Here is a 13,155-nt window from a genome sequence, read left to right as displayed (position 1 = left end):
GGGTGGCAGGGGCGCGCGGCGCCGCGGCGCGGCCGATGCTGTTCAACGCCGTGCACATGAACTGCATCGGCGACATCGCCCACGGCCTGTGGACGCATCCGCGCGACGACTCGCGGGCCTACCGCACGTCACGCTACTGGGCCGAACTGGCCCGCACGCTGGAGCGCGGCGGCTTCGACACGCTGTTCCTGGCCGACATCATCGGGGCCAACGACGTCTGGGAAGGCCGGCCCGACGCGGCCTTGCGCGAAGGCGTACAGCATCCGATCAACGACCCGCTGCTGCTGGTGCCGCTGATGGCGCACGTGACCGAGCACCTGGGCTTCGGCGTGACCGTGAACCAGTCCTACGAGGTGCCGCACCTGTTCGCGCGCCGCATGAGCACGCTCGACCACCTGAGCGAGGGGCGCGCGGCCTGGAACATCGTGACCGGTTTCCTCGACAGCGCGGCCCGCGCCGCAGGCCAGACGCAGCAGCTGGGCCACGACGCGCGCTACGACCGGGCCGACGACTTCATGGAACTGGCCTACAAGCTCTGGGAAGGCAGCTGGGAAGACGATGCGGTGGTGCACGACCGCGCCGCGCGCATCCACACGCGGCCCGACAAGGTGCACCGCATCCGCCACGAAGGCCCGTACTACCAGGCCGACACCATCTTCCTGAGCGAGCCGTCGCCGCAGCGCACGCCAGTGCTGTTCCAGGCCGGCGCGTCGAAGCGTGGCATGGACTTCGCGGCGCGCCATGCCGAATGCATCTTCGTCTCGGGCACCAAGGTCCAGGCGCGCGAGACCATCGCCGACATCACGGCGCGCGCGGTCGCGCTGGGCCGGCGCCGCGAGGACCTGCGCTTCTTCGTCGGCACCATCGTGGTGGTGGGGGCGACCGAGGCCGAGGCGCGCGAGCGCTTTGCCGAGTACCGGCACCACGCGAGCCCCGAAGCAGGCCTGGCGCATTTCTCGGCCCAGACCGGCATCGACTTCTCGCGCTTCGACCTCGATGCGCCCATCGTCAACCCCGACACGCAGGCGCTCAAGTCCTTCCTCGAATCGGTCACCACGCGCAGCGGCGGCCAGGTCTGGACCCCGCGCCGGCTGCTCGACCAGATGGTGCTGGGCAGCCGCCACACGCCCATCGTCGGCTCGGCCGAGCAGGTGGCCGACGAACTGGCATCGTGGGTGCGCGAGGCCGATGTCGACGGCTTCAACCTGATCCGCACCGTGGTGCCCGAGTGCTTCACCGACATCGTCGACCTGCTGGTGCCGGAGCTGCGTGCGCGTGGCGTCTACAAGAAGGCCTACACGCCCGGCACCTTGCGCCACAAGCTCTTCGGCACCGACCGCCTGCCCGACCGGCATGCGGCGGCGTCCTTCCGTTTTCCTTCGCCTTCCGCATGACCGACCTGTCCGAGATCCGCCACGTGGCAGCGCATGACACCGGCGCGGCGCGCGGCGCCAGCATCGTCTTCGAGCGCGTGGGCAAGCACTACGAAGGCACGGCGGGGCGCACCCAGGCGCTGGCCGGGATCGACTTCCGCATAGAGACCGGCGAGGTCTTCGGCATCATCGGCCGCAGCGGCGCGGGCAAGTCGACGCTGCTGCGCACCGTGAACCGGCTCGAGGCCCCGACCGAGGGCCGCGTCGTGGTGCACGGCACCGACGTGGGCACGCTCGACGAGGACGCACTGGTCAAGCTGCGCCGCCGCACCGGCATGATCTTCCAGCACTTCAACCTGCTGTCGGCCAAGACGGTGGGGGAGAACGTGGCGCTGCCGCTGCGCGTGGCCGGCGTGCCGCGCGAGGCGATCGCGCGCAAGGTCGATGCGCTGCTCGAACTGGTGGGCCTGGCGGCCAAGAAGGACGCCTACCCGGCGCAGCTCTCGGGCGGCCAGAAGCAGCGCGTGGGCATCGCGCGTGCGCTGGTGCACGACCCCGAGGTGCTGCTGTGCGACGAGGCCACCTCGGCGCTCGACCCCGAGACCACGCAGTCGATCCTGGCGCTGCTGCGCGACATCAACCGGCGGCTCGGCCTCACGGTGGTGCTGATCACGCACGAGATGGCGGTGATCCGCGAGATCTGCGACCGCGTCGCGGTGCTGGAGAAGGGCCGGCTGGTCGAGCTGGGCGAGGTCTGGCGCGTCTTCGGCGATCCGCAGAGCGACGCCACGCGCGCGCTGCTGCAACCCTTGCTGCACGAGCTGCCGCCCGCGCTGCGCCAGGGGCTGCGGCCGGTGCAGGCCGACGAGGCGCTGGCACCCGGCGCCACCGTGCTGCTGGACCTGCGGCTCAACGGCCAGCACGGGCGCGAGTTCGAGCTCGGTGCGCTGGCGCTGGCCCTCGGCGGCCCGCTGCAGCTGCTGCACGGCGGCATCGACCGCATCGCAGGGCGGCCGCTGGGCCGCGTGGTGCTGTCGGCGCGCAGTTCGCTGCGCTCGGTCGATGCGCTGCGCCATGCGCTCGCCGGCCTGGTCGACCAGGTCACGGTGCTGGGCGTGCGCGACGAAGAAAAAGAAGGAGCCGCGCATGCTGCTTGACATGTTCATCAACGCGACCTTGCAGACCCTGCTGATGGTCGGCGTCTCGGCCGCCTTCGCCTTCGTGGCCGGCGTGCCGATCGCGGTGATGCTGACCACCACCGCGCCGGGCGGCATCTACGCGCGGCCCGGCGTGAACCGGGTGCTGGGCAGCGTGGTCAACGTGCTGCGCTCGGCCCCCTTCATCATCCTGCTGGTGGCGCTGATCCCGTTCACGCGCTGGGTCGTCGGCACCTCGATCGGCCTGTGGGCCGCGGTGGTGCCGCTGTCGATCGCCTCGACGCCTTTCTTCGCGCGCATGGTCGAGGTCAGCCTGCGCGAGGTCGACCGCGGCCTGGTGGAAGCGGCGCAGGCCATGGGCTGCAAGCGCTGGCACATCGTGCGCCACGTGCTGCTGCCCGAGGCGCTGCCCGGGATCATCGCGGGCTTCACGCTCACGGTGGTGACCATGATCGGCTCGTCGGCCATGGCCGGCGCGGTGGGCGGCGGCGGCCTGGGCGACCTGGCGATCCGCTACGGCTACCAGCGCTTCGACACCGTCGTGATGCTGGAGGTGATCGCACTGCTGATCGTGCTGGTCGGGGCGGTGCAATGGAGTGGCGACGCATTGGCGCGCCGGGTCAATCGAAGGGAGAGGACATGAGCCACGACAGCCACGACAGCCACCACAGGCCGCGCCGTGCGCGCGCCTTCACGCGCCCCGACGCCCACGTCATCCGCGACGACGCCGAGGCCCTCGAGGCGGCAGCGACCTTCGCCGCCGCGATCGCGCCCGGCGCCGCCGCGCGCGACCGCGAGCGCGCGCTGCCGCATGCCGAGGTCGACGCCTTCTCGCAGGGCGGCCTCTGGGCGCTGACCGTGCCGCGCAGCCATGGCGGCGCCGACGTCAGCCATGTCACGCTGGTCGAGGTGTTCCGGCGCATCGCGCAGGCCGACCCGTCGATCGCCCAGATCCCGCAGAACCACTACAGCGTGGTGTGCGCGCTGCGGCTCGACGGCAGCCCCGCGCAGCAGGATTTCTTCTTCGCCGAGCTGCTGCGCGGCGCCCGGCTGGGCAATGCGGTGTCGGAGGTCGGCACCCGGCACGTGCGCGAGACCCGCACCCGCCTGGTGGCCGATGCCGCGGCGGGCGAGGGCGCGTTCCGCCTCGATGGCCGCAAGGCCTTCTCTACCGGCGCGCTGTTCGCCGACTGGATTCCGGTGTCGGCGCGCGACGCGCAGGACAAGCCCTGGCTTGCGATGGTCGAGCGCGGCGCGCCGGGCCTGGCGGTGATCGACGACTGGTCGGGCTTCGGCCAGCGCACCACGGCGAGCGGCAGCGTGACGCTGGCCCAGGTGGCGGTGCAGGCCTGGCAGCTCGTGCCCTCGACGCGCTTCGCGCGGCCGACGCTGGCCGGTCCCTTCTCGCAGATCCTGCAGGCCGCCATCGACGGCGGCATCGCCCATGCGGCGCTGGAGGACATGCGCCATTTCGTGACCACGCGTGCGCGGCCGTGGATAGACAGCGGCGTCGACATCGCCAGCGCCGACCCGCTCACCTTGAGCGAGGTGGGGCGGCTGCGCGTGCAGCTGCGGGCTGCCGATGCGCTGCTCGAACGCGCCGCGCGCGCGCTCGACGACACGCCCGCGGTCTCGACGCCCGAGCAGGCCGGCGAAGCCTCGCTGGCCGTGGCCGAGGCCAAGATCCTCACCACCGAGGTCGCGCTGCAGGCCGCGAGCAAGCTGTTCGAGCTGGCCGGCGCGCAGAGCACGGTGGCCGAGCACGGCCTCGACCGCCACTGGCGCAACGCGCGCACCCACACGCTGCACGACCCGGTGCGCTGGAAATACCACGCGCTGGGCGACCATTTCCTCAACGGCAAGCTGCCGCCGCACCATCTCTGGTTCTAGCCCTTCATTCATGAACGCCCGCCTTCCCCATCCGCCCGTCGACGACCTGCAGCCGCTGCTCGATGCCCTGCGCGCCACCGCCGTGGCGCGCGACCGCGAGGGCGGCCATGCCGCCGCCGAGAAGGCGCTGATCCGCGCGCACGGCCTGCTCAACGACGCCGTGCCGCCAGCCTTCGGCGGCCGCGGCCTCGACTGGCGCAGCGTGTTCACGACCGTGCGGCGCATCGCGGCGGTCGACAGTGCCTTGGCCCATGTGCTGGCCTTCCACCACCTGCAGGTCGCGACCGTGGTGATCTACGGCACGTCGGACCAGCAGCAGCGCTGGCTCTCGGCCACGGTGCGCGAGCAGGGCTGGTGGGGCAACGCGATGAACCCCATCGATCGCCGGCTCGAGGCGCACCCCGGGGCCGATGGCGACCTGGTGCTCGAGGGCACCAAGAGCTTCTGCTCGGGGACCACGGGCTCCAGCTACATGACGCTCTCGGCCGTGCCCGCCGCGGGCGGCCCGATGCTGCTGGGCATCGTGCCGACGCAGCAGCCGGGCATCGCGGTGCTCGACGACTGGGACCCGATCGGCCAGCGCCAGACCGACAGCAACGCCGTGGTCTTCACGCAGGTGGCGCTGCCCGCGCGCGACGTGATCCGCGCGAGCGACGCCGTGCCCACGGCCTTCCATACGCTGCGCACCACCATCGGCCAGCTGGTGCTGGTCAACCTCTACCTGGGCATCGCGATCGGTGCGCGGCAGGAAGCGCGCGAATGGGCGCACACGAACGCGCGACCCTGGGTCAGCTCGGGCGTGGCGCATGCCACCGACGATCCCTACACGCTCAACCGCTTCGGCGAGCTGCAGGTGCAGATCGCCGCGGGCGAGGCGCTGGCCGACCGCGCGGCGCAGGCGCTCGATGCGGCCTACGTGAAGGGCGAAGCCCTCGTGGCGGACGAGCGTGCCGCGGTCGCAATCGCGGTGGCCGAGGCCAAGGTGGTGGCGCACCGCGCGGGCCTGTACGCGAGCCAGGAGCTGTTCGAGGTGGTGGGTGCGCGCGGCACGCACGCGTCGCTGGGCTTCGACCGCTTCTGGCGCAACGTGCGCACCCACACGCTGCACGATCCGCTGGACTACAAGCTCAACATGCTGGGGCGCTGGGCGTTGAAGGACGAGGCGCCCGTGCCTTCGCTCTACACCTGAGCTTGGTAAGCTGTGCGGCATGACTGCACTGCCCACCTACGACGACGTGGTCGCCGCCGCCGCGCGGCTCGAAGGCCATGCCCACCGCACCCCCGTGCTGCGCTCCGCCACCGCCGATGCGCGCTGGGGCGCGCAATTCTTCTTCAAGTGCGAGAACTTCCAGCGCATGGGCGCGTTCAAGTTCCGCGGCGCCTTCAATGCGCTGTCGCGTTTCGATGCGGCGCAGCGCCAGGCCGGTGCCATCGCCTTCTCCTCGGGCAACCACGCGCAGGCCGTGGCGCTGTCGGCCCGGCTGCTGGGCATGCCCGCGCTGATCCTGATGCCGCAGGACGCCCCGGCCGCCAAGCTGGCCGCCACCCGCGGCTACGGCGCCGAGGTGGTGCTCTACGACCGTTTCACCGAAGACCGCGAGGCGCTCACAAAGCGGCTGGCGGCCGAGCGCGGCATGACGCTGATCCCACCCTACGACCACCCCGACGTGCTCACCGGCCAGGGCACGGCCGTGAAGGAACTGATCGAGGAAACCGGCCCGCTCGATGCGCTCTACGTGTGCCTGGGCGGCGGCGGGCTGCTCAGCGGCTCGGCCCTGTCGGCGCGCGCGCTGTCGCCCGATTGCAAGGTCTACGGCATCGAGCCCGAGGCCGGCAACGACGGCCAGCAGTCGCTGCGCGCGGGCCGCATCGTGCACATCGAGACGCCGCGCACCATCGCCGACGGCGCGCAGACCCAGCACCTGGGCGAGCACACCTTCGCCATCATCCGGCGCGACGTGGACGACATCCGCACCGTGAGCGATGCGCAGCTGGTCGACGCGATGCGCTTCTTCGCCGAGCGCATGAAGATAGTGGTCGAACCCACGGGCGGCCTGGCCTTCGCCGGCGCCTGCCAGGACGCGGCCACGCTGCCGGGCGCGAGGGTCGGCGTGATCGTGAGCGGGGGCAATGTGGACTTGGCGCGATACGCGGCGCTGTTGGCGGGCGAGTGAATCAGGGCGAAGCCACGGTTTCCATCAGGAAAACGCAAGCATTGAACAAGGCATGCGCAAGGATGGACCAGCGCAAGCCCATGCGAATGCAGATGTAGGCGAGTCCGTACCCGGTCACCAGTTGAGGCAGCACCAGCACCACGGCACGAACGGGCGTGCCGGAGATCGCTTGCCAATTGCTGAGATGGACCAATGCGAACGAGACCGTGGACAGGTGCACCCACAGGGCACGATGGCGAAGCAGTACACGGTGAACCCAGGGCAGCAAGGCCCTGCGTCTTTGTGCGTTCAGAAGCGACAGAAGCGCCCCTACGGTGAACAACGCGAGCAGACCGAGCATCGCAGGGCGCTGGGGACTGACGAGCGCGATGACCAGCAGCAATGACCACAGCAGCAGGGCTGCCATGGTCGCGCTTCTCAATCCGCTTCTGAAGACGAGTTCTTCGGCTACCGGTGCAAGCACGACGCCGAGCAGCCATACGCGCCACGTGAGCGGGCCTGCGCCCGCGCCAAGGAAGATCATCTCGCGTGCGAGGCCCAGTCTTTCCGCGATGGTGCCGAGGACCATGGCGCTGCCCAGCATCAACGTCAGTACGACGGCCAGGCGAGTCCAGAGGAAGCGTGAAGAACGAAGCGTTTCGGTCGGCAGGCCACGGTGAAGGAGCATCCTCACTTCACCGAGGACCTCGTTCACCGTGTCACGCACGCACGATCCCTTGCGATGTCAGGTGCAGCACCCGGTCCGCCCGCGCCGCCGCCGCCTCGGAGTGCGTGACCAGCACCAGCGAGGCGCCGTGCTCGCGCGTCTGGGCCAGCAGCACGTCCATCACCTTGGCCGCCGTGGTCGGGTCGAGGTTGCCGGTGGGCTCGTCGGCCAGCAGCAGGGCGGGGCGGTGCACCAGCGCGCGCGCGATGGCCACGCGCTGCAGCTGGCCGCCGCTCAGTTGCTGCGGCAGCCGCGCCCCGAGCCCGGCCAGGCCGACCACTTCCAGCATGCGCGCCACGCGCGCCTCGTCGCGCCGGCCCAGCAGCATCAGCGGCAGGCCCACGTTCTGCGCCACGTCGAGGTGCGGCAGCACATGGAAGGCCTGGAACACGAAGCCCACCTGGCTGCGGCGCCAGATCGCGCAGGCTTCGGCATCGAGCGCGCCGATGTCGGTGGCGTCGTGCACGATGCGCCCGGCATCCCAGGTGTCGAGGCCGGCCATGCAGTTGAGCAGGGTCGACTTGCCCACGCCCGATTCGCCGACGATGGCGACGAACTCGCCCGCCGCGACCGTGAGCGAGACCTCGGCGAACACGGTCGCGTCGCCATAGCGCTTGGCCAGGCCTTCGATGTGCAGTGTCATGCGATGCCCATGATCCGGTCGACCACCTGTGCGACGGCGTCGGGCGCCTCGGCCGCGACCACCTGGCGCTGCGGCATGCTGCGCAGCCAGGTCATCTGGCGCTTGGCCAGCTGGCGCGTGGCGGCGATGCCGCGTTCGCGCAGCTCGGTCATCGGGTAGTCGCCGTCGAGCGCCTCCCAGGCCTGACGGTAGCCCACGCAGCGCATCGAGGGCAGGTCGGCCACCAGGTCGCCGCGCGCGCGCAGCGCCTGCACCTCGGCCAGGAAACCGCCGGCCAGCATGACGTCGAAGCGTTCGGCGATGCGGCCGTGCAGCCAGCTGCGCTCGGTGGCTTCGAGCGAGACGAACACCGCGGCCTGCGGCCCGCGGACCTTGTCGGCCGCCGCATGGAAGTGCGACAACGGCAGGCCGCTGCTGTGCCAGACCTCGAGCGCGCGCTGCAGGCGCTGGCTGTCGTGGGGCGCGAGCCGCGCGGCCGTGACCGGGTCGACCGCGGCCAGGCGTGCATGCATCGCGGGCCAGCCGTGGATGGCGGCTTCGGCCTCGAGCATCGCGCGCACCGCGGGGTTGGCCGCCGGCATGGCGTCGATGCCGTCGGCCAGCGCCTTGAAGTACAGCATGGTGCCGCCCACCAGCAGCGGCAATCGGCCGCGCGCGTTGATCTCGGCGATCAGCCGGCTGGCGTCGGCCACGAAGGCCGCGGCGCTGTAGGCCTCGCGCGGGTCGCGGATGTCGATCAGGTGGTGCGGCGCTTCGGCCAACTCGGCTGCGCTGGGCTTGGCGGTGCCGATGTCCATGCCGCGGTAGACCAGCGCCGAGTCGACGCTGACGATCTCCACCGGCCGGCGCCGCGCCACCGCGAGCGCGGCCGCGGTCTTGCCGGCGGCGGTGGGGCCGGCGATGGCCGCGAAGCGCGTGGCCGGCAGCACCTGCGTGTCATTCGCCACGGGCTTCTCCATATTTCTGCACCAGGGTCCAGGCGATCAGCGCGATGCAGACGCTCCAGAACCACATGCCGTAGGCCAGCGGCCGCACCGTGCCGTCGAGGTGCGTGCCGAGCCAGCCGCCGATGCCGAAGGCGGCCAGCATCATCACGAAGCCGTTGAGCGCCGACGCGGCGCCGGCCGCCTGCGGGAAGGGCCCGACCGCGCCGCTCTGGCCGCAGGGCTGGTGCACGCCATGGCCCAGCATCACCAGCGTGAGCGGGCCCACGATCGCGGCCACCGACTGCGCGCCGGCCAGCGCCAGTCCACCCATCAGCGTGCCGCCGGCGAGCGTGAGCACCGCCCCGCGCGCAATGCTGCCGCGCACGCCGTGGCGCGGCAGCCAGTGGCGGCAGACGAAGGTGCCGGCGATGTAGGCCAGCGAGTTCCAGAGCATCACCAGGCCGTACTGCGTCTTCGTCAGGCCCAGCACCTGGATGAAGACGAAGGAGGAGGCCGCGAGGAAGGTGAACAGCACCGCATACGAGGCCGTGGTGAGGGCGCAGAAGGCCAGGAAGGTGGGGTGGCGCAGCACCATGGCCCAGGTGCGCAGCAGGGTGCGCGGCGCCAGCGCATCCGGGTTGCGCCGCGCCAGCGACTCCTCGAAACGCAGCGCCACCAGGGCCAGCGTACCGGCGCCGAACAGCGCCGGCGCCAGCAGGGCCACGCGCCAGCTGGCCAGGTCCGACAGCAGCCCGCCCAGCGGCGCGCAGAGGCAGGCGATCACGCCCAGGCCGGTGAGCGCACGCGACATCACGCGCGCGCCTTCGGCCGGCAGGTACAGGTCGCGGACGATGGCGCGGGCCGCCATCACGGCCGCGCCCATGGCGGCGCCCTGCAGCGTGCGCCAGCCGATCAGCCATTCCATCGACGGCGCCAGCGCGCCGCCCACCGCCGCGACGACATAGGCGGCCAGGCCGCAGAGCAGCACCGGCCGGCGGCCATAGCGGTCGGACAGCGGGCCCAGCAGCAGCTGCGAGAGCCCGAAGGCCAGCAACAGCGCGGTCAGCGTGAGCTGCGCATGGGCCACGGGCGCGCCGAAGCCCGAGGTCAGGGCCGGCAGGGCGGGCAGGTAGAGGTCGGTGGTGACGGGCTGGATGCCCAGCAGCAGGGCCAGCGTCAGGACGATCAGCGCGGGCGACATGCCGAGGGTGCGCGGCGCGGCCGCCGGTGCAATGGAGGAAGGCGGCATGCGCCCGAGGGTAACAAAAGCCGGCGCCGGATTTCCCGGGCGCGCGGGATGCTCAGAGGCCGTGCGTCCGGAGCTCGGCGACTTCGGTGCCCGGCGGCTTCATGCGGAACAGCTGCGACAGGGCGGCCCGGTACTGGGCCGCGCCCACCGAATTGGTGTTGTGGTGCGAGCCGCCCTCGACCAGCACGAACATCTTGGGCACCCGGGCCGCTTCATAGAGCTTGCGGCCCAGCGTCGGGTTGATCAGGCTGTCGGCCGTGCCATGCACCACCAGCAGCGGCGCGCCGATGTCCTTGACCTTGCGGATGGCCTCGAAGCGCTGGGTGATGAAAGGCCCGAAGGGCAGCCAGCCCCACTTGAAGCTGCTGGCCACGTCGGCGATCGAGGTGAAGGTGCTCTCGACGATGGTGCCGCTCTCGTCGCTCACGTGCGCGGCCAGGTCGATGCCGATGGCGCCGCCCAGCGAGTGGCCGAAGATGTAACGACGCTGTTGCGGGTGGCGCGCGGCCAGCCAGGTCCAGGCGGCGCGGGCGTCTTCGCGGGCGGTTTCTTCCGAGGGCAGGCCGGCCGAACTCTTGCCGAAGCCGCGGTAGTCGATGGCCAGCACCGAGAAGCCCAGTTCGTGCATCCGGCGCATGCGCGGCGCCGAGCCCGCCACGTTGTAGCGCGCACCATGCAGGTACAGCAGCACGGGGGTCTCGACCGATTCCGGGGCGCCGCCGAGCCACAGGCCGTGCAAGCGGGCCGGTTCGCCGGTCACGGAGGAGCTGAAATCGATCCAGACGTCCTCCATGCCCTGGGTCATGGCTTCCGAATTGCCCCAGCTGCGGTCGCTGGGCTGGAAGATCCATTCACGCTGGCGTTCGTCCAGCGTCGCGCAGCCACCGGCCAGGAGGGCGATCAGGGCGGTGGCCGTGGCGAACAGGGACCAATGTTTCATGCGTGGGTGACAGACAGGTCAGGTAGGCGGAAAGTTCCGACCATAAGACCATGCAACGTGCGTGCCCGCCGCTTCGCTGACCCTCGGAAACCCTTGTATTGGTTCTGTTACCTGCCGCGCAGGAACAGTCCGTCGAGCTCGCGCACGCTCAACTGGCGCCAGGTGGGCCGGCCGTGGTTGCACTGGTCGGAGCGCTCGGTGGCCTCCATTTGACGCAGCAGGCCGTTCATCTCGTCCAGCGTGAGCTTGCGGTTGGCCCGCACCGCGCCGTGGCAGGCCATGGTCGAGAGCAGCTCGTTCTGGGCCCGCTGCACCACGGTGCTGGCGTCGTGCTGGGCCAGCTCGGCCAGCACGCTGCGGGCCAGCTCGACCGGGTCGCCGTCGGCCAGCGTGCCGGGCACCGCGCGCACCGCCAGGGTGCGCGGCGAGAAGGGTTCGACCTCCAGGCCCAGCGTGGCCAGCACCTCGGCGCAGGCTTCGGCGGTCGCCACCTCCTGCGGCGTGGCGGCGAAGGTGGCGGGGATCAGCAGCGGCTGGCTGCTGATGGCCGCGCCGTCGAGCTGGGTCTTGAGCCGCTCGTAGACGATGCGCTCGTGCGCCGCATGCATGTCGACGATCACCAGCCCCTGGCTGTTCTCGGCCAGGATGTAGATGCCCTGCAGCTGGGCCAGCGCGCGGCCCAGGGGCCAGACGGGCTCGCCGTCGGCGGCAGCCGGGCTGGGCACGGGGGCCGGCGCCGGCGCGGTCGGCCGCGGTGCCGACCAGGGCGGCGGTGCGTCGAGGGCCGCGTCGGCGGTGGTGGGCGGCACGGTCGCGGGGGCCGAGGGCCACATCGCCGCCAGGTCGCCCGTGCCGCGCTCGGCCGCGAAATGCATGCGCGGCTGGGTCCAGGCGGGCAGGCTGGGGGCCGGCGCGGCCGGCGTCGCATGGAACAAGGGCACGGCGGCCGGTGCCTCGGCATCGCCCGCGCGCGGTGCGGCCAGCGCGTTCTCGACCGCGTGGCGCACCGCCTGGTGCACCTCGCGGCCGTCGCGGAAGCGCACCTCGATCTTGGTCGGGTGCACGTTGACGTCGACCCGGGCCGGGTCGATGGTCAGGTACAGCGCATAGACGGGCTGGCGCTGGCCGTGCAGCACGTCTTCGTAGGCGCTGCGCACCGCGTGGTTGAGCACCTTGTCGCGCACGAAGCGGCCGTTGACGTAGAAGAACTGCTGGTCGCCGCGCGAACGCGCCGCATCCGGGATGCCGGCCCGGCCCTCGACGCGCACCGCGCCGCGTTCGTGGTCGACCGCCACGCTGCGCGCCACGAAGTCTTCGCTGAGCGCATCCGACAGCCGCGGGTCGCGCGTGCCGGTGGCGCGCCACTGCTCGACCAGCTTGCCCTCGTGCCAGACCGAGAAGCCGACGTCGGGCCGCGCCAGCGCGTGGCGGCGCACCGCCTCCACGCAATGCGCGAGCTCGGTGGCGTCGGTCTTGAGGAACTTGCGGCGCGCGGGCGTGGCGTAGAACAGCTCCCGCACCTCGACCGTGGTGCCCTCGGCACGCGCGACCTGGCGCAGCTCGCCGGTGCGGCCGTCGAGCGCATAGGCCGCGTCGGCGCCGCGCGCGCGCGAATGCAGCGTGAGTTCGGCGATCGAATTGACGGCGGCCAGCGCCTCGCCCCGGAAGCCCATGGTGCCCACGGTCTCGAGGTCGTCGAGGCTGGCGATCTTGCTGGTGGCATGGCGGCGCAGCGCCACGCTGAGCTCCTCGCGCGGAATGCCGCCGCCGTCGTCCTCGACCGAGATCAGCCGCACGCCGCCGGCCGACAGCCGCAGCGTGACCTGCGTGGCGCCCGCGTCGAGTGCGTTGTCGACCAGTTCGCGCACCACCGAGGCCGGCCGCTCGACCACCTCGCCGGCCGCGATCTGGCTGATCAGTTCGTCGGGCAGCTCGCGGATGGGGCGGCGTTCGGGCAGGGGGCTGGAAGAGGGAAGGGCGCTCACCGGGGCATTCTAGAAGCGCAGGCAAGCCCAGAGGATCGACAGGGCATCGGGCGTATTTGGAGCGCTTATACGGCCCCGCAACCGATCTCATTGGCGCTCGAAGAATCGCCCA

General features: G+C 71.6%; 12 protein-coding genes. 6 read left to right on the top strand and 6 right to left on the bottom strand.

Annotation, left to right across the window (positions count from 1 at the left end; genetic code table 11):
* Window positions 1-35 precede the first annotated feature (35 nt).
* Genes K0H49_RS26185 through K0H49_RS26160 form a run of 6 tightly spaced genes read left to right on the top strand, consistent with a single transcriptional unit; the run spans window position 36 to window position 6,594 of the window.
* On the top strand, window positions 36-1,394 hold the full coding sequence (locus K0H49_RS26185; protein ID WP_257625220.1) for an LLM class flavin-dependent oxidoreductase: 1,359 nt from the start codon (window positions 36-38) through the stop codon (window positions 1,392-1,394).
* A complete protein-coding gene (locus K0H49_RS26180) occupies window positions 1,391-2,530 on the top strand; it encodes a methionine ABC transporter ATP-binding protein (protein WP_219218938.1) in 1,140 nt (379 codons plus the stop codon). The genes K0H49_RS26185 and K0H49_RS26180 overlap by 4 nt, the downstream gene beginning before the upstream one ends.
* Entirely contained in the window at window positions 2,520-3,173 is a 654-nt protein-coding gene (locus tag K0H49_RS26175; RefSeq protein ID WP_219218936.1) for a methionine ABC transporter permease, read from the top strand. The genes K0H49_RS26180 and K0H49_RS26175 overlap by 11 nt, the downstream gene beginning before the upstream one ends.
* Complete coding sequence (locus K0H49_RS26170; RefSeq protein ID WP_219218934.1) at window positions 3,170-4,420, top strand: SfnB family sulfur acquisition oxidoreductase; 1,251 nt, start codon at window positions 3,170-3,172, stop codon at window positions 4,418-4,420. Before K0H49_RS26175 ends, K0H49_RS26170 begins: the two co-directional genes overlap by 4 nt.
* A gap of 10 nt (window positions 4,421-4,430) precedes the next feature.
* Complete coding sequence (locus K0H49_RS26165) at window positions 4,431-5,609, top strand: acyl-CoA dehydrogenase family protein (protein ID WP_219218932.1); 1,179 nt, start codon at window positions 4,431-4,433, stop codon at window positions 5,607-5,609.
* 19 nt (window positions 5,610-5,628) lie between these two features.
* Window positions 5,629-6,594 (top strand): threo-3-hydroxy-L-aspartate ammonia-lyase, encoded by a 966-nt coding sequence (locus K0H49_RS26160; RefSeq protein WP_219218930.1) that lies wholly within the window; start codon window positions 5,629-5,631, stop codon window positions 6,592-6,594.
* A 1-nt stretch (window position 6,595) separates the two neighbouring features.
* Here K0H49_RS26160 and K0H49_RS26155 read toward each other — a convergent pair whose 3' ends face one another.
* From K0H49_RS26155 to mutL, 6 genes are all read right to left on the bottom strand, one after another.
* Window positions 6,596-7,300, bottom strand: coding sequence for a CPBP family glutamic-type intramembrane protease (locus tag K0H49_RS26155; protein WP_219218927.1), 705 nt, complete (start codon window positions 7,298-7,300; stop codon window positions 6,596-6,598).
* A complete protein-coding gene (locus tag K0H49_RS26150) occupies window positions 7,293-7,943 on the bottom strand; it encodes an ABC transporter ATP-binding protein (RefSeq protein ID WP_219218925.1) in 651 nt (216 codons plus the stop codon). The genes K0H49_RS26155 and K0H49_RS26150 overlap by 8 nt, the downstream gene beginning before the upstream one ends.
* Window positions 7,940-8,890: a tRNA (adenosine(37)-N6)-dimethylallyltransferase MiaA gene (gene miaA, locus K0H49_RS26145; protein WP_374122424.1), complete on the bottom strand. Its 951-nt coding sequence runs from the start codon at window positions 8,888-8,890 to the stop codon at window positions 7,940-7,942. Before miaA ends, K0H49_RS26150 begins: the two co-directional genes overlap by 4 nt.
* Window positions 8,880-10,118 (bottom strand): multidrug effflux MFS transporter, encoded by a 1,239-nt coding sequence (locus K0H49_RS26140; RefSeq protein WP_219218915.1) that lies wholly within the window; start codon window positions 10,116-10,118, stop codon window positions 8,880-8,882. Before K0H49_RS26140 ends, miaA begins: the two co-directional genes overlap by 11 nt.
* A gap of 52 nt (window positions 10,119-10,170) precedes the next feature.
* Entirely contained in the window at window positions 10,171-11,058 is an 888-nt protein-coding gene (locus tag K0H49_RS26135; protein ID WP_219218913.1) for an alpha/beta hydrolase, read from the bottom strand.
* Between the two features lie 107 nt (window positions 11,059-11,165).
* On the bottom strand, window positions 11,166-13,043 hold the full coding sequence (gene mutL / locus K0H49_RS26130) for a DNA mismatch repair endonuclease MutL (protein ID WP_219218911.1): 1,878 nt from the start codon (window positions 13,041-13,043) through the stop codon (window positions 11,166-11,168).
* Window positions 13,044-13,155: the final 112 nt, after the last annotated feature.

Origin of the sequence: Variovorax boronicumulans, from assembly GCF_019352895.1 — a bacterium.
Classification (GTDB): domain Bacteria; phylum Pseudomonadota; class Gammaproteobacteria; order Burkholderiales; family Burkholderiaceae_C; genus Variovorax; species Variovorax boronicumulans_A.
Note: the sequence above shows the minus strand (reverse complement) of the source record. Positions and strands in the feature narration are given on the sequence as shown.

Coding starts and splice junctions, on each gene's coding strand:
- K0H49_RS26185 (WP_257625220.1), top strand. CDS start 36: ATGCTGTTCAACGCCGTGCACATGAACTGCATCGGCGACATCGCCCAC.
- K0H49_RS26180 (WP_219218938.1), top strand. CDS start 1,391: ATGACCGACCTGTCCGAGATCCGCCACGTGGCAGCGCATGACACCGGC.
- K0H49_RS26175 (WP_219218936.1), top strand. CDS start 2,520: ATGCTGCTTGACATGTTCATCAACGCGACCTTGCAGACCCTGCTGATG.
- K0H49_RS26170 (WP_219218934.1), top strand. CDS start 3,170: ATGAGCCACGACAGCCACGACAGCCACCACAGGCCGCGCCGTGCGCGC.
- K0H49_RS26165 (WP_219218932.1), top strand. CDS start 4,431: ATGAACGCCCGCCTTCCCCATCCGCCCGTCGACGACCTGCAGCCGCTG.
- K0H49_RS26160 (WP_219218930.1), top strand. CDS start 5,629: ATGACTGCACTGCCCACCTACGACGACGTGGTCGCCGCCGCCGCGCGG.
- K0H49_RS26150 (WP_219218925.1), bottom strand. CDS start 7,943: ATGACACTGCACATCGAAGGCCTGGCCAAGCGCTATGGCGACGCGACC.
- K0H49_RS26140 (WP_219218915.1), bottom strand. CDS start 10,118: ATGCCGCCTTCCTCCATTGCACCGGCGGCCGCGCCGCGCACCCTCGGC.
- K0H49_RS26135 (WP_219218913.1), bottom strand. CDS start 11,058: ATGAAACATTGGTCCCTGTTCGCCACGGCCACCGCCCTGATCGCCCTC.